The 17,608-nt window shown below is 62.0% G+C and carries 24 protein-coding genes and 1 tRNA gene; 1 reads left to right on the top strand and 24 read right to left on the bottom strand.

Annotated features, from left to right (window positions below; all coding sequences use genetic code 11):
* Window positions 1-58: 58 nt before the first annotated feature.
* From QM470_RS16390 to QM470_RS16380, 3 genes are all read right to left on the bottom strand, one after another.
* Complete coding sequence (locus tag QM470_RS16390; protein ID WP_280014128.1) at window positions 59-718, bottom strand: BON domain-containing protein; 660 nt, start codon at window positions 716-718, stop codon at window positions 59-61.
* Entirely contained in the window at window positions 715-1,311 is a 597-nt protein-coding gene (locus QM470_RS16385; RefSeq protein WP_066541284.1) for an SIS domain-containing protein, read from the bottom strand. The genes QM470_RS16390 and QM470_RS16385 overlap by 4 nt, the downstream gene beginning before the upstream one ends.
* 126 nt (window positions 1,312-1,437) lie before the next feature.
* Complete coding sequence (locus QM470_RS16380; protein ID WP_283339982.1) at window positions 1,438-1,851, bottom strand: YraN family protein; 414 nt, start codon at window positions 1,849-1,851, stop codon at window positions 1,438-1,440.
* Here QM470_RS16380 and rsmI point away from each other — a divergent pair.
* Complete coding sequence (rsmI, locus tag QM470_RS16375; protein ID WP_283339980.1) at window positions 1,851-2,786, top strand: 16S rRNA (cytidine(1402)-2'-O)-methyltransferase; 936 nt, start codon at window positions 1,851-1,853, stop codon at window positions 2,784-2,786. The genes QM470_RS16380 and rsmI overlap by 1 nt on opposite strands.
* 36 nt (window positions 2,787-2,822) lie before the next feature.
* On the opposite strand, the gene QM470_RS16370 is transcribed toward rsmI, so the two are convergent.
* The 21 genes from QM470_RS16370 to QM470_RS16270 all read right to left on the bottom strand — a co-directional run bounded on the left by QM470_RS16370 (window position 2,823) and on the right by QM470_RS16270 (window position 17,401).
* Window positions 2,823-4,073, bottom strand: coding sequence for an Hsp70 family protein (locus QM470_RS16370; RefSeq protein WP_283339979.1), 1,251 nt, complete (start codon window positions 4,071-4,073; stop codon window positions 2,823-2,825).
* Window positions 4,074-4,424: 351 nt separating this feature from the next.
* A tRNA-Met gene (locus QM470_RS16365) sits at window positions 4,425-4,501 on the bottom strand.
* 24 nt (window positions 4,502-4,525) lie between these two features.
* Window positions 4,526-4,912, bottom strand: a complete 387-nt coding sequence (gene rplQ, locus QM470_RS16360; RefSeq protein ID WP_066541296.1) for a 50S ribosomal protein L17 — start codon at window positions 4,910-4,912, stop codon at window positions 4,526-4,528.
* Between the two features lie 136 nt (window positions 4,913-5,048).
* Complete coding sequence (locus QM470_RS16355; protein ID WP_066541298.1) at window positions 5,049-6,047, bottom strand: DNA-directed RNA polymerase subunit alpha; 999 nt, start codon at window positions 6,045-6,047, stop codon at window positions 5,049-5,051.
* Window positions 6,048-6,154: 107 nt separating this feature from the next.
* Window positions 6,155-6,778: a 30S ribosomal protein S4 gene (rpsD, locus tag QM470_RS16350; RefSeq protein WP_066541300.1), complete on the bottom strand. Its 624-nt coding sequence runs from the start codon at window positions 6,776-6,778 to the stop codon at window positions 6,155-6,157.
* 90 nt (window positions 6,779-6,868) lie between these two features.
* A complete protein-coding gene (gene rpsK / locus QM470_RS16345; protein ID WP_066541302.1) occupies window positions 6,869-7,273 on the bottom strand; it encodes a 30S ribosomal protein S11 in 405 nt (134 codons plus the stop codon).
* Window positions 7,274-7,285: 12 nt separating this feature from the next.
* Window positions 7,286-7,651: a 30S ribosomal protein S13 gene (gene rpsM, locus QM470_RS16340; RefSeq protein WP_066541304.1), complete on the bottom strand. Its 366-nt coding sequence runs from the start codon at window positions 7,649-7,651 to the stop codon at window positions 7,286-7,288.
* Window positions 7,652-7,676: 25 nt separating this feature from the next.
* Window positions 7,677-7,790 (bottom strand): 50S ribosomal protein L36, encoded by a 114-nt coding sequence (gene rpmJ, locus QM470_RS16335; protein ID WP_003050535.1) that lies wholly within the window; start codon window positions 7,788-7,790, stop codon window positions 7,677-7,679.
* 134 nt (window positions 7,791-7,924) lie between these two features.
* The gene (gene secY, locus QM470_RS16330) at window positions 7,925-9,241 is read right to left on the bottom strand and encodes a preprotein translocase subunit SecY (RefSeq protein WP_066541306.1); all 1,317 of its coding nucleotides are present in this window, start codon (window positions 9,239-9,241) and stop codon (window positions 7,925-7,927) included.
* A gap of 19 nt (window positions 9,242-9,260) precedes the next feature.
* Window positions 9,261-9,695: a 50S ribosomal protein L15 gene (rplO, locus tag QM470_RS16325; RefSeq protein ID WP_066541308.1), complete on the bottom strand. Its 435-nt coding sequence runs from the start codon at window positions 9,693-9,695 to the stop codon at window positions 9,261-9,263.
* Between the two features lie 11 nt (window positions 9,696-9,706).
* Window positions 9,707-9,889 carry a 50S ribosomal protein L30 gene (gene rpmD, locus QM470_RS16320; RefSeq protein WP_066475638.1) on the bottom strand — a complete coding sequence of 61 codons (183 nt, stop codon included), beginning with the start codon at window positions 9,887-9,889 and terminating at the stop codon, window positions 9,707-9,709.
* Between the two features lie 14 nt (window positions 9,890-9,903).
* Window positions 9,904-10,425: a 30S ribosomal protein S5 gene (gene rpsE, locus QM470_RS16315; RefSeq protein WP_066541309.1), complete on the bottom strand. Its 522-nt coding sequence runs from the start codon at window positions 10,423-10,425 to the stop codon at window positions 9,904-9,906.
* A gap of 16 nt (window positions 10,426-10,441) precedes the next feature.
* Window positions 10,442-10,807, bottom strand: coding sequence for a 50S ribosomal protein L18 (rplR, locus tag QM470_RS16310; RefSeq protein WP_066541313.1), 366 nt, complete (start codon window positions 10,805-10,807; stop codon window positions 10,442-10,444).
* Window positions 10,808-10,818: 11 nt separating this feature from the next.
* Window positions 10,819-11,352 (bottom strand): 50S ribosomal protein L6, encoded by a 534-nt coding sequence (rplF, locus tag QM470_RS16305; protein ID WP_066541315.1) that lies wholly within the window; start codon window positions 11,350-11,352, stop codon window positions 10,819-10,821.
* 24 nt (window positions 11,353-11,376) lie between these two features.
* A complete protein-coding gene (gene rpsH / locus QM470_RS16300; protein WP_066541317.1) occupies window positions 11,377-11,772 on the bottom strand; it encodes a 30S ribosomal protein S8 in 396 nt (131 codons plus the stop codon).
* 20 nt (window positions 11,773-11,792) lie between these two features.
* A complete protein-coding gene (gene rpsN / locus QM470_RS16295; protein ID WP_066541319.1) occupies window positions 11,793-12,098 on the bottom strand; it encodes a 30S ribosomal protein S14 in 306 nt (101 codons plus the stop codon).
* Between the two features lie 8 nt (window positions 12,099-12,106).
* Complete coding sequence (rplE, locus tag QM470_RS16290) at window positions 12,107-12,646, bottom strand: 50S ribosomal protein L5 (protein WP_066541321.1); 540 nt, start codon at window positions 12,644-12,646, stop codon at window positions 12,107-12,109.
* A 10-nt stretch (window positions 12,647-12,656) separates the two neighbouring features.
* Entirely contained in the window at window positions 12,657-12,977 is a 321-nt protein-coding gene (gene rplX, locus QM470_RS16285) for a 50S ribosomal protein L24 (protein WP_066541323.1), read from the bottom strand.
* A 12-nt stretch (window positions 12,978-12,989) separates the two neighbouring features.
* On the bottom strand, window positions 12,990-13,358 hold the full coding sequence (gene rplN / locus QM470_RS16280) for a 50S ribosomal protein L14 (protein ID WP_016449173.1): 369 nt from the start codon (window positions 13,356-13,358) through the stop codon (window positions 12,990-12,992).
* A gap of 448 nt (window positions 13,359-13,806) precedes the next feature.
* Window positions 13,807-15,399 (bottom strand): glycerol-3-phosphate dehydrogenase/oxidase, encoded by a 1,593-nt coding sequence (locus QM470_RS16275; RefSeq protein WP_218334114.1) that lies wholly within the window; start codon window positions 15,397-15,399, stop codon window positions 13,807-13,809.
* Window positions 15,400-15,667: 268 nt separating this feature from the next.
* Window positions 15,668-17,401 carry an ABC transporter substrate-binding protein gene (locus QM470_RS16270; RefSeq protein ID WP_280024768.1) on the bottom strand — a complete coding sequence of 578 codons (1,734 nt, stop codon included), beginning with the start codon at window positions 17,399-17,401 and terminating at the stop codon, window positions 15,668-15,670.
* Window positions 17,402-17,608 lie beyond the last annotated feature (207 nt).

Raw genomic sequence — 17,608 nt, 5'->3', positions numbered from 1 at the left:
AAAAACAAACGGCAGCCTCGTGGCTGCCGTTTTGCATTGGGCGTGGAACGCCTGGCGGTCAGTTCTCTGCCGCAGGGTCGCGCGTCACCGGCGCACTGCCGGGCATGTAGTTGGCCAGCGCATCTTCGGTGGTCAGCTCGAACACCCGCACCACCTTGCGCACATCGTTCACGCCACGGGCAATTTCCGCGGCGCGCCGGGATTCACGCTCGGTCACGATGCCCAGCAGGTAGACCACGTTCATCTCGGTCACCACCTTGATGGCCGAGGCCTGCAGATCTCGCGAATTGATCAGGCTGCCCTTGACCTGGCTGGTGAGCAGGGTGTCCTTGCTGCGTTGGCCCAGCGAAGAGGAAAACGGCGTCACTTCCAGCTCGTTGTGGATGCCGTCCACATTGTTCACATCGCGCACGATGCGGGCCACTTCCTGCTTGTCCTGCTCGTTGCGCACTTCACCGGTGATCAGCACCTTGCGGTTGAAACTGGTGATGTTGACGCGGCTGCGCTCGTTCAGCGGGGACTGGCGGATGCGGTCCTGCGCCCGCAGCTCGATACCCTGGTCTTCCACCTGCGTACCGGTCGTGCGGCGATCGGCCGCCGACAGTGCCGCGGTGGCCATGCCGCCGCCGACCACCAGGGGCACGCAACCCGACAGGCCTGCCGTGATGGCTGCCGCAGCCAAGACTGCGCGTACCAGAGGGGAACCCATTCGCTTCATAACATCTCCTGTTCGCCAAGCAACTGTGTGTCCACGCCGTCGCACAGGCAATGGACCACCAACTCATGGGCTTCGCGCACGCGCGCAGCCCGCTCATGCGGTACGCAGATCAGCACATCGGTCTCGCGCACCCGGGAAGCCAGGGCGCCGCCAGTATGGCCGCTGAGCACCACCACCATCATTTCGCGCTCGTGCGCCGCATCCACGGCTTCCAGCAGGCTGTGGTCGTTGCCGCTGACCGAGATCACCAGCAGCAGATCGCCCGCCTGGCCCAGCGCCCGCACCTGGCGCGCCAGGTACTGCGAGCCCGGCGCCGTACCGGCCGAGCCGCCCAGCAGCCCGCCGTCGCTGCCCAGGGCCATGGCCGCCAGTTCGGGACGTTCGCGCTCGAAGCCGGTCACGCACAGCGTGGCAAAGGTCTGGGCCTGGCTGGCGGACACGCCGCTGCCGCAGGCCAGCACCTTGCCGCCACTGGTCACGCTGGCCAGAATGGCCTGCACGGCCAAGGCAATGGGTTGGCTCAGCGCCTGGGCGGCCTGGTATTTCAGGTCGGCGCTGTCGATGAAATGCTGTTGGATACGTAGCTCTAGCATGGGCTGCGATGATACCTGTGCTGCGTTATACCTTTGGTAGCAGAAAGTTTGTGCTGGCACTGTGTGCAACGCCCCTGTGGCCGCAACAGCCTGGCCGCGGCGGACGGCAGGCGCTGGCACCCGGCCTCATTCTGCGTCGAAGGCCGCCTCCAGCCACTGCAGCTGGTCCTGCTGCACCAGGGCCGCGTCAAAACGACAGGCCGGCACCGACGGCTGGCGCGCCAGCCAGTGGCGGGCGGCCAGCACGATGCGCTGGCGCTTGGCTGCATGGATGCTGCCATCGGCCCCTCCAAACTGGCTGCTGGCGCGGCTGCGCACCTCCACGAACACCACCGTGCCATCCGCGGCACGCAAGATAAGGTCTATCTCGCCCCCGCCGCGCCCAGGCGTCCGATAATTGCGCTCTATCAGCCGCCAGCCGCGCGCCAGCGCGTGGCGCAGCGCCCGGTCTTCGGCCTGCTGCCCCGGCGTGCGGCCTGTGGCCGCCTCCGGCGGCGGCTTTTTTGCCTCCAGCGGCGGCTCTTTTCCAAGGAAACCCATTGAGCACCTCTTTCGCTCCGGCCCTGCATGCTGCCCGCGAGGCAGCGGCTGCCCAGAATTATCCGCAGGGCACGCTGTATGTGGTGGCCACGCCCATCGGCAACCTGGCTGACATCTCGCTGCGCGCCCTGCATGTGCTGCAACTGGTGGATGCTGTGGCCTGCGAGGACACGCGCCACACCCAGGGCATGCTGCGCAGCTACGGCCTGGAGCGCCCCGGCAGCCAGCTGCTGGCCGTGCACCAGCACAACGAGGCCGAAGCCGCCGCCGGCGTGATCGCACGCCTGCAGCAAGGCCAGCGCATTGCCTATGTCAGCGATGCCGGCACCCCCGGCGTCAGCGACCCCGGCGCGCGCCTGTGCGCCGCCGTGCAGGCGGCCGGGCTGCGCTGCATGCCGCTGCCGGGTGCCAGCAGCATCACCAGCGCCATCAGCGTGGCCGGCTGCGTGCCGCCGGGCCAGACCGATGGTGGCTTTGTGTTTGCCGGGTTCCTGCCCACCAAGAATGCCGAGCGCCAGACCGCCGTACAGCGGCTGTCCGCCGAGCCGCGCTGCACCGTGCTGCTGGAAGCCCCGCACCGCATCCACGAGCTGGCCAAGGCCCTGGCCGTGCTGGGCGAGCGCCCGGTGACGCTGGCGCGCGAAATCACCAAGCAGTTCGAGCAGATCAGCACCCACGCCGCCCAGGACCTGCCCGCCTGGCTGAATGGCGATGCCACCCGCGCCAAGGGCGAGTTTGTGGTGGTGCTGCACCCGGTGGCGGTGCACCAGGATGACGGCGACGCCGAACGTGTGCTGCGCCTGCTGCTGGCCGAGCTGCCGACCAAGACCGCCGTCAAGCTGGCGGCCGACATCACCGGCGGCAACCGCAACCAGCTCTATGACCTGGCGCTGCAGTTCAAGCGCGCGGACCAGGACGGCGACGAAGCCGCATAAGCAGGCACAGCGCCTGGACAGGCGCTGCGCGCGGCTTCAGGCGTAGGCCAGGCCCGTGGCCACCCCGCCAAACAGATCGCCTTCCACCTGGGGCACGGCCGGGAAGGCCTGGGCCAGCGCATCGCGCAGCGTGCGCAGCGCAGATGAACCGCCGGTCAGGTAGATGGCATCCACGCCCCCGGCCGGCAAGCCCGCCAGCTGCACGCAGTGCTGGGCACATTCCACCACCTGCACCAGCGGCGCCTGCAGCGAGCGGTGCAGCCCGTCCTGGGTGATGCCGGTCTGCAGACCCGTCTCCAGCCAGCCCAGGTCCAGCAGCGCATCGCCGCCGGTGCTGGAGGCCTGGATCTTGCCCTGCTCCACCGCATCGGCCAGCCGGTGGCCCAGGCGCTCTTCTAACACCGCCATCAGGCGCTGGTGCAGCTGCGCGTCCCGGTAGTCGGTGCGCAGGGCCTGCGCATCGCGCAGCGCCTTGGGGCTGTACTGCCACTGGATCAGGTGCCAGGTGGCCAGGTCGTAGAACACGCGGCTGGGCACTTCGCGGCCGCTGGGCCCCGTGTGGCGCAGGCCCAGCAGCGGCATCGCCGTGTCCACGCTCAGGCGGTGGTCAAAGTCGGTACCGCCGATGTGCACGCCGCTGGTGGCCAGGATGTCGGCCGCGCGGTCGGGCTTGCCCGCATGCTGCGGCCCCAGGCGCACCACGGTGAAGTCGGAGGTGCCGCCGCCGATGTCCACCACCAGCACCACGGTCTCGCGTTCCAGGCGCTGTTCGTAGTCCAGCGCGGCGGCAATGGGCTCCAGCTGGAACTCCACCTGCGCAAAACCGGCGGCCTGCGCGGCTTGCTCCAGCGCATCCTGCGCCTGGCGATCGCGCTCGGGATGGGCATCGACAAAATGCACCGGGCGGCCCAGCACCACGCGCTCAGGCAAGCCGCCCAGCTCCTGTTGGGCCCGCTGGGCGAGTTGCTTCAGGAACAGCGCAATGATGTCCTGGTAGCTGACCATCTGGCCATGCACGGCCGTCTTGTCCTGCAACAGGCTGCTGCCCAGCAGGCTTTTGAGCGAGCGCATCAGCCGACCGTCTTCCCCCGCCAGGTACTGGCGCATGGCGTCACGGCCAAAGTGCGTGCCCTGGGTTTCCGTATTGAAGAACAGCGCCGTGGGCATGCCGGTGGCGCCGCCTTCCAGCGCAAGCAGCTGTGCCGCACGCGCGCCCTGGCGCCAGGCCATGGCGGAGTTGGAGGTGCCAAAGTCGATGCCAAGGGTGGTGCCAGTGAGGGTCTGCATAGCGAATTCCGGGGGCAGCCGCTGCCGAAAGCGGGCTGCATTTCTTCCAAAGAGGCGCGGTCGCTGCCGCAACCGCTTCAGATTCAAGACAAAGGCATGCGCCTGGTAGCAAGGCGCATGCGGCGCATAGGTGCAAAGCCAGCAGATACAGGCCGCTGCGAGGGTCCTGCACGGCACCGCCCCGCAGCACCGGTGCACGGCGAATGCCTGGGTGCCCGCTCTCCAGCGCTGCACAGATCGTGCCGGCTGTGCCTCCAGACCCATGGGACGCCGGCGGAGCCGATGCTCCAATGGGGCATGGGAGATGCAAAAACAAAAACGCCTGCTGTTTCCAGCAGGCGTTGATGAATTTGGTTGCGAGGGCTGGATTTGAACCAACGACCTTTGGGTTATGAGCCCAACGAGCTACCAGACTGCTCCACCTCGCGATATGTCCAAATTATAGCACAGAATTATTCTGCAGCTTGGGTTTGAGCCACTTCTTCTTGCTCAACCAGTTCCACATAGGCCATGGGAGCGTTGTCGCCCACGCGGAAGCCCATCTTCAGGATACGGGTGTAGCCGCCAGGACGCTTGGCGTTGCGGGGACCCAGCACGTTGAACAGCTTGGTCACGCTGTCGCGGTCGCGCAGACGGTCGAAAGCCAGACGGCGGTTGGCAACGGAGTCAACCTTGGCCAGGGTGATCATGGGCTCGATCACGCGGCGCAGTTCCTTGGCCTTGGGGACGGTGGTCTTGATGGCTTCGTGCTCGATGAGCGAATTCATCATGTTTTGCAGCATCGCCTTGCGGTGAGACGAAGTGCGGTTCAGTTTGCGGAGGCCGTGACCGTGACGCATGGTGCTTTCCTTTGATTTGATGTTTGCGGGCAAGCCGTATCAGGTACTGCCCGGTGCACTGTATAAATGTTGCGGCCCACCACCCTCTCGGGTGGGGAGCCGCAGATTATAGCGTGATGCTGAAAAAAGCGTCTGATTAACGCTTTTCCAGGCCAGCGGGTGGCCAGTTTTCCAGCTTCATGCCCAAGGTCAGGCCGCGCGAAGCGAGGACTTCCTTGATTTCGTTGAGCGACTTGCGACCCAGGTTAGGCGTCTTGAGCAGCTCGTTTTCGGTGCGCTGAATCAGATCACCGATGTAGTAGATGTTTTCTGCCTTCAGGCAGTTGGCCGAGCGAACGGTCAGTTCCAGCTCATCCACAGGGCGCAGCAGGATCGGATCGAACGTTGCGTTGGCACGTTGGTTGCCGCCGGCTTGCAGGATGCCGCCTTCACCGAACTCGCCTTCCAGCTGTGCAAACACAGCCAGTTGTTCCACCAGGATCTTGGCGGATGCGCGCACGGCGTCTTCGGCATTGATGGCGCCGTTGGTTTCGATTTCAACGACCAGCTTGTCCAGATCGGTACGCTGTTCCACGCGAGCGGATTCCACGTTGTAGCTCACGCGGCGCACGGGCGAGAACGATGCGTCCAGCACGATACGGCCGATCGACTTGGTCGACTCGTCACCATAGCGGCGCACGTTACCGGGCACATAGCCACGGCCCTTTTCCACCTTGATCTGCATGTCCAGCTTGCCGCCTTGCGACAGGGTGGCGATGACGTGATCAGGGTTGATGATTTCCACATCGTGCGGAGTCTGGATGTCACCAGCGGTGACCACACCTTCGCCGTCTTTGCGCAGGCTCAGGGTGACTTCATCACGGTTGTGCAGCTTGAACACCACGCCCTTGAGGTTCAGGAGGATGCTCACCACATCTTCTTGCACACCGTCGATGGACGAGTACTCGTGCAACACGCCAGCAATCGTGACTTCCGTCGCTGCATAACCCACCATGGACGACAGCAACACGCGACGCAGGGCGTTGCCCAGCGTATGGCCGTAGCCGCGTTCGAAAGGCTCCAGGGTCACTTTGGCACGGTTGTGGCCCAGCTGCTCTACATTGATCGTCTTGGGTTTCAGCAGATTTGTTTGCATGCAGACTTCCTCTCAATACCCCCGGCTCGTTACACCGGTAAGGCTGGTGAAGCACCTACGGCGCGATGCCTCGCGCCGTAGGGACGGGTTGCTAAAAACCGGGAAAATTAACGCGAGTACAGTTCAACGATCAGAGATTCGTTGATGTCGGCGCCGAATTCGTCGCGGTCAGGAGCCTTCTTGAAGGTACCTTCAGCCTTGTCCAGGCTCACTTCCACCCAAGCGGGGAAGCCAACTTGCGAAGCCAGTTGCAGGGCTTCGACCACGCGGGCTTGCTTCTTGGACTTTTCGCGCAGAGCGACCACATCGCCTTCCTTGACCATGAAGGAAGGAATGTTCACGGACTTGCCGTTCACGGTGATGGCCTTGTGCGACACCAGTTGGCGTGCTTCAGCGCGGGTGGAGCCGAAGCCCATGCGGTACACCACGTTGTCCAGGCGGCTTTCCAGCAGGGTCAGCAGCATGGCGCCGGTGTTGCCACGGCGGCGATCGGCTTCAGCGAAGTAGCGGCGGAATTGCTTTTCCAGCACGCCGTACATGCGCTTGACCTTCTGCTTTTCACGCAGTTGCAGACCGAAGTCAGACGTACGCTGACCCGAGGTGCGACCGTGTTGGCCGGGCTTGGAGTCGAACTTGGCCTTGTCCGCGATGGAGCGGCGAGCGCTCTTCAGGAACAGGTCGGTGCCTTCACGGCGGGCGAGTTTGGCCTTGGGGCCGGTATAACGTGCCACTTGATTTCCTTTGTTTCATCTACCGTGCCAATAACGCACGGGAGCCGCCCAGGGTGAAACACCCAGGGCGGCGGTGGTCTTCAGTACAGATTAGATACGACGACGCTTTTGAGGGCGGCAGCCGTTGTGGGGAACCGGGGTCACGTCCGAGATGGAAGTGATACGGATACCCAGAGCACCCAGGGCGCGAACCGAAGATTCGCGGCCAGGACCGGGGCCCTTGATTTCCACGTCCACGTTCTTGATGCCTTGTTCGATAGCAGCACGGCCGGCCACTTCCGAAGCGACCTGAGCAGCGAAGGGAGTCGACTTGCGCGAACCCTTGAAGCCCTGGCCACCCGACGAGGCCCACGACAGAGCGTTGCCTTGGCGGTCGGTGATGGTGATGATCGTGTTGTTGAACGAAGCGTGAACGTGAGCGATACCGTCAGAAATGTTCTTGCGAACTTTCTTGCGCACGCGTTGAGCTGCGTTGTTAGAAGGAGACTTTGCCATAGTGATCTATCCTTACTTCTTCAGAGCCGCTGCGCCCTTACGCGGACCCTTGCGGGTGCGAGCGTTGGTGCGGGTACGTTGACCACGCATGGGCAGGCCACGACGATGACGGAAACCACGGTAGCAACCGATGTCCATCAAACGCTTGATGTTCATCGTGGTCTCGCGACGCAGGTCACCTTCCAGGGTCATGGGAGTCAGCTGGTCGCGGATCTTTTCCAGATCAGCGTCAGTCAGGTCCTTGACCTTCTTGGAGTAATCGATGCCGCATGCTTCGCAGATCTTGCGTGCAGTGGTACGACCAATGCCAAAGATGGCGGTCAGGCCGATTTCAGCATGCTTGTGCGGCGGGATGTTAATGCCGGCGATACGTGCCATATTAGTAGTCCTCTAATACTTTCAATCAACCTTGGCGCTGCTTGTGGCGCTGGTCGGTACAGATCACGCGCACCACACCCTTGCGGCGGATGATCTTGCAGTTGCGGCAGATTTTCTTGACCGAAGCCGAAACTCTCATTTCATTCTCCTAAAACTTTTCATCCGAGCTCTTTCTTGTCCTGGACACTGCCTGTGACCGACAAGAATGCGCAGGGCTCTTCACGAGGTTGGGGCACCTTACGGGCGAACCCGCAAGGATAGACCATTTCTTGCTTAATTGCCAGATGTCTTGAAGTTGGCCTTCTTCAGCAGTGACTCGTACTGCTGAGACATCATGTAGTTCTGCACCTGTGCCATGAAGTCCATGGTCACCACCACAATAATCAGCAGCGATGTACCACCGAAGTAGAACGGAACGTTGTACTTCAGGATCAGGAATTCGGGCAGCAAGCACACAAAGGTGATGTAGACAGCACCAGCCAGTGTCAAACGCACCAGGATCTTGTCAATGTAGCGAGCCGTCTGGTCACCAGGACGAATCCCGGGGATGAAGGCGCCGCTCTTCTTCAGGTTGTCCGCAGTTTCCCGGCTGTTGAAAACCAGGGCGGTGTAGAAGAAGCAGAAGAAGATGATGGCGGCTGCGTAGAGCATCACATAGATGGGCTGACCGGGGGTCAGAGCACCTGCGATGTCCTTCAGCCAGCGCATGGACTCCCCTGCACTGAACCAGTTCACCACCGTTGCGGGCAGCAGGATGATGGACGAAGCGAAGATGGGAGGAATCACACCTGCCATGTTCAGCTTCAACGGCAAGTGCGAAGACTGGCCACCATACACCTTGTTGCCGACTTGACGGCGTGCGTAATTCACCAGGATCTTTCGTTGGCCCCGCTCGACAAACACGACGAAATACGTCACGCCTGCCACCACGAGAACAATGATGATCGCGGCCAGAATGCTCATGGCACCGGTGCGCACCAGCTCCAGCAATCCACCGATCGAGCTGGGCAGGCCTGCGGCGATACCAGCAAAGATCAGAATGGAGATGCCGTTGCCCAGACCACGTTCCGTGATCTGCTCACCCAACCACATCAGGAACATGGTGCCGGCTGTCAGGCTGGCCACCGCCGTGAGGCGGAAACCGATGCCTGGAGCAAACACCAGACCTGCTTGGCTTTCCAGAGCGACTGCAATACCCAGGGATTGAAAGATTGCCAGGCCCAAAGTGCCATAGCGGGTGTATTGGGTAATCTTGCGACGACCCGCCTCACCTTCCTTCTTCATCTGTTCGAATGTCGGGATGACATAAGACATCAGCTGCATGATGATCGATGCCGAGATGTACGGCATGATCCCCAGAGCGAACACCGAGAAGCGCGACAAGGCGCCGCCCGAGAACATGTTGAACAGATTGAGGATACCGCCTTGCTGGCCATTGAACAGCTGTTGCAGCTGCGCAGGGTCGATTCCCGGCACCGGGATGTGAGTCCCGATGCGGTACACGACCAACGCGAGCAGCAGAAAAACCAGTCGGCGACGCAAGTCACCGAACTTGCCAGTTTTTGCAATTTGCGCTGCGCTAGTAGCCACGGATGTCTTCTTTCAGATCTTATTCAGCGAAGCTGCCACCGGCAGCTTCAACGGCAGCCTTGGCACCAGCAGTAGCGCCGATACCGCTCAGCTTCACAGCCTTGCTGATTTCGCCGCTCTTGATGACCTTCACCACCTGAGCGATAGCGGGCACCAGGCCAGCTTGCTTCAGTGCTGCGAGATCAACTTCAGCCAGACCCAGTTGCTCCAGAGCGGACAGGGTCACTTCTGCATTGAACTTCAGCAGATGCGACTTGAAGCCACGCTTTGGCAGGCGACGCTGCAGAGGCATTTGACCGCCTTCGAAGCCCACCTTGTGGTAGCCACCCGAACGCGATTTCTGACCCTTGTGACCACGGCCGGCGGTCTTACCCAGACCAGAACCGATACCGCGACCCACGCGACGCTTGGCGTGCTTGGCGCCGTCTGCAGGCTTGATGCTATTGAGTTCCATCATCAATCCTTTCAGAGAACCTTCACCAAGTAGGCGATCTTGTTAATCATGCCGCGCACTTCAGGGGTGTCCTTCAGTTCGCTGATGCTATTCAGCTTGCGCAGACCCAGACCGCGCACGGTAGCGCGGTGATCTTGCTTGGTGCCAATGGGGCTGCGCACCAATTGCACCTTCACGGTTTGTTGCGTTGTCATGTGCTGAACTCCGATCAGGCGGTGAAGATGTCTTCAACCGACTTGCCGCGCTTTGCAGCCACTTCCGCAGGGGTCGTAGCGTTTTGCAGAGCGTCGAACGTGGCGCGAACCATGTTGTAGGGGTTCGAAGAGCCGTGGCTCTTGGCCACGATGTCGGTGATACCGACCACTTCGAAAACAGCGCGCATCGGGCCGCCAGCGATGATGCCGGTACCCTTGGGGGCGGGGTGCAGCTCAACGCGAGCAGCACCGTGGTGACCCATCACAGAGTGGTGGATGGTGCCGCTCTTGAGCGAAACCTTCACCAGATTGCGACGGCATTCTTCCATTGCCTTTTGCACGGCTGCGGGCACTTCCTTGGACTTGCCCTTACCCATACCCACGCGGCCATCACCGTCGCCAACCACGGTCAGTGCAGCGAAGCCGAGGATACGGCCACCCTTCACAACCTTGGTGACGCGGTTCACCGCGATCATTTTTTCGCGCAGACCGTCGTCACGACCTTCGTCTTGCACCTTGGGGGAAAACTTTGCCATTTTCTATCCGCTCCGCTTAGAACTGCAGGCCCGCTTCGCGAGCGGCTTCAGCCAAGGCCTTCACGCGGCCGTGGTATGCGAAACCAGCGCGATCGAAAGCCACCTTCTCCACGCCAGCAGCCTTTGCCTTTTCAGCAATGCGCTTGCCGATCAGCGTGGCGGCGGCCACGTTGCCACCCTTGCCTGCGGCGCCGATTTGCGAACGCACTTCGACTTCTGCAGTGGAGGCCGAAGCCAGCACCTTGGTGCCATCTTCCGACACCACGGAGGCGTAGATGTGGAGGTTGGTGCGGTTCACGCTCAGACGCGCCACGCCTTGCTGTGCAATGCGAATGCGGGTTTGACGTGCACGACGCAGACGCTGCTCTTTCTTGGTCAACATAATGCAGCTCCTTACTTCTTCTTGGTCTCTTTGATCACGACCTTCTCACCCACATAGCGGATGCCCTTGCCCTTGTAAGGCTCGGGAGGACGAACGGCGCGGATCTCAGCAGCCAGCTGACCCACCACTTGGCGGTCAGCACCCTTGATCACGATTTCGGTCGGAGTGGGGGTAGCAACGGTGATGCCGGCAGGCATCTCGAAGTTGACGGGGTGCGAGAAGCCCACAGCCAGGTTCAGCTTGGAACCTTGTGCAGCGGCCTTGTAGCCCACGCCGATCAGCGACAGCTTCTTTTCGAAGCCTTCGGTCACGCCCTTGACCATGTTGTTGACCAGCTGGCGGAAAGTACCGGCCAGAGCGTCAGCTTCACGGGAGTCATTAGCGGGTGCGAACGACAGCTTGCCGTCGTTATTGCTGATAGCCACCAGAGCGTTCATGGCCAGGGACAGATCACCGCCCTTGCCCTTGACCTTGATGGAGTCAGCATTCAAAGACACATCCACGCCAGCGGGGATGGTCACAATAGCTTTTGCTACGCGAGACATTTCAGTATTTCTCCTTAATGTCCGTTAGGCCACATAGCACAGCACTTCGCCGCCGACACCGGTAGCACGTGCTTTGCGATCGGTCATCACGCCCTTGGGAGTGGTGACAATGGCCACGCCCAGACCGTTCTGGACCTGGGGGATTGCGTTGCTGCCCTTGTACACGCGCAGGCCAGGACGGCTCACACGTTCGATACGCTCGATCACAGGGCGACCGGCGTAGTACTTCAGGGTAATAACGAGTTCAGACTTGCCGTCTTCGGTCTTGACTTCGAAACCGTCAACGTAGCCCTCGTCCTTCAGCACTTGTGCAATGGCAACCTTCACTTTGGAGGAAGGAGCCGACACGGTGGCCTTGGACACCATTTGGGCGTTGCGGATGCGGGTCAGCAAGTCGGCGATAGGATCACTCATGCTCATCTTGTATCTCTCCTGCTTGCTTACCAGCTGGCCTTGGTCACGCCGGGGATATCACCAGCAAAGGCCATTTCACGCACCTTGGCGCGGCCCAGACCGAATTGACGGAATGTGCCACGGGGACGGCCCGTGATTTCGCAACGGTTACGTTGGCGAGTGGGGTTCGAGTTACGGGGCAGCTTTTGCAGACCCAGACGGGCTGCGTCACGCTCTTCGTCGGAACGCTTGGCGTCGCCGGCGATGGCCTTCAATTCTGCGTACTTGGCAGCATACTTGGCGGCCAGTTTTTCGCGCTTCAGTTCGCGCTCGATCAAAGCTTTCTTAGCCATGCGCTGCCTCAGTTCTTGAAGGGGAATTTGAACGCAGCGAGCAGTGCCTTGCACTCTTCGTCGTTCTTCGCCGAAGTCGTGATGCTGATGTTCAGACCACGCAGAGCATCCACTTTGTCGTATTCGATTTCAGGGAAGATGATCTGTTCTTTGACGCCAACGTTGTAGTTGCCGCGACCGTCGAACGAACGGCCCGAAATACCACGGAAGTCACGCACGCGGGGCAGAGCCACGGTGACGAAACGGTCCAGGAATTCGTACATTTGGACGCCACGCAGGGTCACCATGCAGCCGATAGCTTGGCCTTCGCGGATCTTGAAACCAGCGATAGCCTTCTTGGCCTTGGTCACCACAGGCTTCTGACCAGCGATCTTGGTCAGGTCAGCCACGGCGTTGTCCATCACCTTCTTGTCGGCCACGGCTTCGCTCACACCCATGTTCAGGGTGATTTTGGTCAGACGGGGCACTTCCATAGCGGAGGTGTAGCCGAACTTTTCTTTCAGTTCAGCCGCGATCTTTTCGCGATAGAGTTTTTGCAGTCGTGCCATGTGTTACTCCTCAGGCAGCCTTGATTTCGGCGCCGCTGGACTTGAACACGCGAGCACGCGTGCCGTCGGCGTTCACCTTGATGCCCACGCGATCGGCCTTGCCGGTCGCAGCATTGAAGATAGCCACGTTGGACTGGTGGATAGGCATGGCCTTTTCCACGATGCCGCCAGTGGTGCCCTTCATGGGGTTCGGCTTGACATGCTTCTTCACCAGGTTGATGCCATCGATCACCAGGTGGGAGTCATCCTTGCGCAGCGAAACGACGCCACGCTTGCCCTTGTCACGGCCAGCCAACACGATGACTTCGTCGCCCTTGCGAATCTTGTTCATGGTGCTTTTCCTTTAGAGAACTTCAGGGGCCAGGGACACGATCTTCATGAACTTCTCATTGCGCAGTTCACGGGTCACGGGGCCAAAGATGCGGGTGCCGATAGGCTCCAGCTTGGCGTTCAGCAGCACGGCGGCATTGCCGTCGAACTTCACGAGCGAACCGTCAGCACGACGGATGCCCTTGGCAGTGCGCACCACCACAGCGCTGTAGACCTCGCCTTTTTTGACGCGGCCACGCGGAGCGGCTTCTTTGATGCTCACCTTGATGATGTCGCCAACACTTGCGTAGCGACGATGAGAACCGCCCAGCACCTTGATGCACTGGACAGACTTCGCGCCGGTGTTGTCGGCAACCTCTAAACGAGATTCTGTTTGGATCATTTCAATATTCCCAACTTGCTCCAGCAATCTCGACAGCCCCAGAGAACTTCTCAAGGGCTGAACAAAACAGCCGGTCAGTCTTGGGCCCGTCGTCCACCTCTCGGACCATTCCGAAAGGCTTCCCGCTGGGCAGAAAGCTCACACTTTTACATGTGAAGCCTGGGATTGTCGCAGAAATTCCTTTATGCGTCAAGCGTTTAGCCAGGCATTCCCCTGTTGCGCAAATGCCTCCCGCACCGGCGCCGACACACCCCCAAAACCATAGCTGCCGCGGCCCTTGCAACAAAGCGTTCTGCGCAAAAAAAGGCGCAGCACGCAACAGCCTGCCAGAAACCAGAAACGCACAAGCCGCTCCATTCCGAAGCGGCTTGTGGGGTGCATGGTCCGACCTGGACGGAGAACGCCGCAGCAACGGCCACCCGGAACCGCGGCCGCAGGCACCCTGCCCTCAGGCGCCGGCGGGCAGGTACTGCTGCGCCAGTGCCAGGAAATCTTCCAGACGGGGGTCCTGTCCCAGCTCTTCCTGCAGGATCTCGGCCACACGCGGCGCCACGGCCGCGGCCTGGCGGGCGTCCAGGAACAGCAGGCGGCTGCGGCGCGCCAGCATGTCTTCCACCGTGCGCGCATACTCAAAGCGCACGGCAAAGCGCACCATGGCCTCGGTCAGGCCAGGCACCAGTTCCACACCGGCCCCGGGCAGCGCCTGCACGGCCTCCCCCTCGGTGCCATAGCTGTGCAGCCCCTGGGCGGCATTCATGCCGTGGCGCACAGTACCTGCGGCGGGTGCCCCCACCAGCGGCAGGTGCACGGTCACACCGCCGGCACGCGGATCCAGCAGGCGTTGGCTGAAGCATTCGGACAGCACATCCTCGGCCATGGCCCGGTAGGTGGTCCACTTGCCGCCGGTCACGGTCACCAGACCGGACTTGCTGGTCAGCACCGTGTGTTCGCGGCTGATCTTCTTGGTGTTCTCGCCGTCATCGTCCTGCGGCTTGACCAGCGGGCGCAGGCCCACCCAGATGCTGCGGATGTCGGCCCGCGTGGGGCGGCGGCTCAGGTAGTTGCCGGCTTCCCGCAGGATGAATTCGATCTCTTCGGCAAAGGCCTGCGGCTCGCGCGCCAGGTCGTTGCGGGGCGTGTCGGTGGTCCCCAGGATGACCTTGCCCAGCCAGGGCACGGCAAACAGCACCCGGCCGTCGGCCGTCTTGGGCACCAGCAGCGCGTGGTCCGAGGGCAGGAAATCGCGGTCCACCACCACGTGCACGCCCTGGCTGGGCGCCACCATGGGCTTGACCGGCTTGCCCAGCAGCTCGGCGTCCTGCTGGCGGAACAGATCCACCCAGGGGCCGGTGGCGTTCACCACGCAGCGCGCCTTCACGGTAAAGCGACGGCCGGTCTCGGCGTCTTCGCAGACCACCCCGGCCACCTTGCCGGCTTCGTGCACCAGCTCCTTGGCCGGGCAGTAGTTCACCAGCAGCGCCCCCTTGGCCACGGCCGTGCGCGCCAGCGCCAGCGCCAGGCGGGCATCGTCAAACTGGCCATCCCAGTACTTCACGCCACCCTTGAGGCTTTCGCCGCGCACCGTGGGCAGAAAGCGCAAGGTCTTGTCGCGGCTGAGGAATTCGGTGCGGCCCAGGCCGTCCTTGCCGGCCAGCGCATCGTACATTTTCAGGCCGGCACCGTAGAACGGCGTGTCCAGCAGGCGGTAGGACGGCATCACGAACGCCAGCGGCTGCGCCAGATGGGGCGCGTTGTGCAGCAGCGTGGTGCGCTCGTGCAGCGCCTCGCGCACCAGGGCGATATTGCCCTGGGCCAGATAGCGCACACCGCCGTGCACCAGCTTGGTGGCGCGCGAGGACGTGCCCTTGGCAAAGTCGTGGGACTCCAGCAGCACCACCTTGAAGCCGCGTGCAGCGGCATCCAGCGCCGTGCCCAGGCCGGTGGCACCGCCGCCGATGATGGCCAGATCATAGGTTTCGGGCTGTGCCAGCCGCTCCAGCAGGGCGGCGCGGTCGGTAGACTGGGGGGCGGTGGTGTTCATGGGCAAAAATCTGGTGAAGGCCTTCCCGCAGGGTCACAACAGCTGCGCCACGGAAAAACCCAAAGGGGCAAACAGAATTTTCGCTCTTTTTCGTTTTTAGTGCGCGTTTTTGCGCGAAATTTTGTTTCGCTTCTGCTCGTTACACGGCAAAAATTCACAATACGAAAAAGAAACGGCGTCGCCACGCCGTACTGCGGGCAGGGCTGCCCCTGGCACACGCCCTGCCTGGCGCTGCTGCCTGCCCAGGGTGCGCAGGCAGCAGGCCCACTCAACGCACCTTGCCGTTCTTCCAGGCGTTCAGCAGGCTGTCGTAGGCAATGGTTTCGCCCTTGGGCTTTTCATTGGCCAGCTTCTTCCATGGCGCATGCTGGTCGCTGAGCCACTTGGCTGGGTCCCCCTTGGGGTTGAGCTTGGGCGCGCACTGGGCCATGCCGGCGCGCTGCAGACGGGCCATCACCTGGTCCATTTCCTCCGCCAGCGTGTCCATGGCCGCCTGCGGTGTCTTTTCCCCCGTCACGGCCTGGGCCACATTCTTCCACCACAGCTGGGCCAGCTTGGGATAGTCGGGCACGTTGTTGCCGGTGGGCGTCCAGGCCACCCGGGCCGGGCTGCGGTAGAACTCCACCAGCCCGCCCAGTTTGGGCGCCATATCGGTCATGGCCTTGGAGCGGATGTCGGATTCCCGGATCGGCGTCAGCCCCACGATGGTCTTCTTCAGGCTCGTGGTCTTGGCCGTCACAAACTGGGCATACAGCCAGGCAGCAGCCGTGCGGTTGGCGTCATGGTTCTTGAAGAAGGTCCAGCTGCCCACATCCTGGTAGCCGTTCTGCATGCCCTGCTTCCAGTACGGGCCGTTGGGGCCGGGGGCCATGCGCCACTTGGGCGAGCCATCGGCGTTCACCACCGGCAGCCCCGGCTTGGTCATGTCGGCGGTGAAGCCGGTGTACCAGAAGATCTGCTGCGCAATATGCCCCTGGGCCGGCACGGGGCCGGATTCGCCAAAGGTCATGCCCATGGCTTCCTTGGGCGCGTACTTCTTCATCCAGTCCACATACTTGGTCAGCGCATAGACCGCGGCCGGCGAATTGGTGGCCCCGCCACGCGAGACCGAGGCGCCCACCGGCGTGCACTTGTCATCCGCCACGCGGATGCCCCACTCGTCCACCGGCATGCCGTTGGGAATGCCCTTGTCGGCCGCACCCGCCATGGACAGCCAGGCATCGGTGAAGCGCCAGCCCAGCGACGGGTCCTTCTTGCCGTAGTCCATGTGGCCATAGATGGGCTTGCCATCGATGGTCTTCACATCGTTGGTGAAGAATTCGGCAATGTCTTCATAGGCGCTCCAGTTCAGCGGCACGCCCAGGTCGTAGCCGTACTTGGCCTTGAACTTGTCCTTCAGGTCCTTGCGCTCGAACAGATCGGCGCGGAACCAGTACAGATTGGCGAACTGCTGGTCGGGCAGCTGGTAGACCTTGCCGTCCGGGGCGGTGGTGAAGCTGATGCCGATGAAATCCTTCAGGTCCAGCCCGGGATTGGTCCACTCCTTGCCGGCCCCGCCCATGTAGTCGGTCAGGTTCATGATCTTGCCGTAGCGGTAGTGGGTCCCGATCAGGTCGGAGTCCGAGATCCAGCCGTCGTAGATGCTCTTGCCCGACTGCATCGAGGTCTGCAGCTTCTCCACCACATCGCCTTCCTGGATCAGGTCGTGCGTCACCTTGATGCCGGTGATTTCGGTGAAGGCCTTGGCCAGCGTCTTGCTTTCGTATTCGTGCGTGGTGATGGTTTCGGACACCACGGCAATCTCTTTCACCCCCTTGGCCTGCAGCTTCTTGGCCGCTTCGATGAACCATTTCATCTCGGCCATCTGCTGGTCCTTGCTCAAGGTGCTGGGCTGGAATTCGCTGTCCACCCATTTCTTGGCCTCGGCTTCACCGGCCCAGGCGGAATGGCCTGCTACCAGTGCCGCAGCGGCAAAGGCAATGGCCCGAAATTGCACGTTCATAGCTGTCTCCTGTTGGTGTGTTTGCAAGCGCTCCCCGCCGTCACATGGATCCCGGCCACGGGGGAGGATCGGGCCAGACCTGTTCGCTGGGCAGCGGGGCCGCCCCCCCCGCGCCCCCGCCCCCCAAACCCAAGTAAAGTAATAAAAAAAAACAACCCCCCCCAAAAAAAAAAACAAAGCGTGTTGCGGGGTGTGGTTGTTTAAAAT

This window comes from Comamonas sp. 17RB, from assembly GCF_030056555.1.
GTDB lineage: Bacteria > Pseudomonadota > Gammaproteobacteria > Burkholderiales > Burkholderiaceae_C > Comamonas > Comamonas terrigena.
The sequence above is the reverse complement of the archived record's forward strand: the minus strand, read 5'-3'. Positions and strand labels throughout refer to the sequence as shown.

Bases quoted from the DNA above. Each gene is read 5' to 3' on its own strand.
- QM470_RS16390 (WP_280014128.1), bottom strand. From the start codon at position 718: ATGAAGCGAATGGGTTCCCCTCTGGTACGCGCAGTCTTGGCTGCGGCA.
- QM470_RS16385 (WP_066541284.1), bottom strand. From the start codon at position 1,311: ATGCTAGAGCTACGTATCCAACAGCATTTCATCGACAGCGCCGACCTG.
- QM470_RS16380 (WP_283339982.1), bottom strand. From the start codon at position 1,851: ATGGGTTTCCTTGGAAAAGAGCCGCCGCTGGAGGCAAAAAAGCCGCCG.
- QM470_RS16370 (WP_283339979.1), bottom strand. From the start codon at position 4,073: ATGCAGACCCTCACTGGCACCACCCTTGGCATCGACTTTGGCACCTCC.
- rplQ (WP_066541296.1), bottom strand. From the start codon at position 4,912: ATGCGTCACGGTCACGGCCTCCGCAAACTGAACCGCACTTCGTCTCAC.
- QM470_RS16355 (WP_066541298.1), bottom strand. From the start codon at position 6,047: ATGCAAACAAATCTGCTGAAACCCAAGACGATCAATGTAGAGCAGCTG.
- rpsK (WP_066541302.1), bottom strand. From the start codon at position 7,273: ATGGCAAAGTCTCCTTCTAACAACGCAGCTCAACGCGTGCGCAAGAAA.
- rpsM (WP_066541304.1), bottom strand. From the start codon at position 7,651: ATGGCACGTATCGCCGGCATTAACATCCCGCCGCACAAGCATGCTGAA.
- rpmJ (WP_003050535.1), bottom strand. From the start codon at position 7,790: ATGAGAGTTTCGGCTTCGGTCAAGAAAATCTGCCGCAACTGCAAGATC.
- rplO (WP_066541308.1), bottom strand. From the start codon at position 9,695: ATGGAACTCAATAGCATCAAGCCTGCAGACGGCGCCAAGCACGCCAAG.
- rpmD (WP_066475638.1), bottom strand. From the start codon at position 9,889: ATGACAACGCAACAAACCGTGAAGGTGCAATTGGTGCGCAGCCCCATT.
- rpsE (WP_066541309.1), bottom strand. From the start codon at position 10,425: ATGGCAAAGTTTTCCCCCAAGGTGCAAGACGAAGGTCGTGACGACGGT.
- rplR (WP_066541313.1), bottom strand. From the start codon at position 10,807: ATGTTGACCAAGAAAGAGCAGCGTCTGCGTCGTGCACGTCAAACCCGC.
- rplF (WP_066541315.1), bottom strand. From the start codon at position 11,352: ATGTCTCGCGTAGCAAAAGCTATTGTGACCATCCCCGCTGGCGTGGAT.
- rpsH (WP_066541317.1), bottom strand. From the start codon at position 11,772: ATGAGCATGAGTGATCCTATCGCCGACTTGCTGACCCGCATCCGCAAC.
- rpsN (WP_066541319.1), bottom strand. From the start codon at position 12,098: ATGGCTAAGAAAGCTTTGATCGAGCGCGAACTGAAGCGCGAAAAACTG.
- rplE (WP_066541321.1), bottom strand. From the start codon at position 12,646: ATGGCACGACTGCAAAAACTCTATCGCGAAAAGATCGCGGCTGAACTG.
- rplX (WP_066541323.1), bottom strand. From the start codon at position 12,977: ATGAACAAGATTCGCAAGGGCGACGAAGTCATCGTGTTGGCTGGCCGT.
- rplN (WP_016449173.1), bottom strand. From the start codon at position 13,358: ATGATCCAAACAGAATCTCGTTTAGAGGTTGCCGACAACACCGGCGCG.
- QM470_RS16275 (WP_218334114.1), bottom strand. From the start codon at position 15,399: ATGAACACCACCGCCCCCCAGTCTACCGACCGCGCCGCCCTGCTGGAG.
- QM470_RS16270 (WP_280024768.1), bottom strand. From the start codon at position 17,401: ATGAACGTGCAATTTCGGGCCATTGCCTTTGCCGCTGCGGCACTGGTA.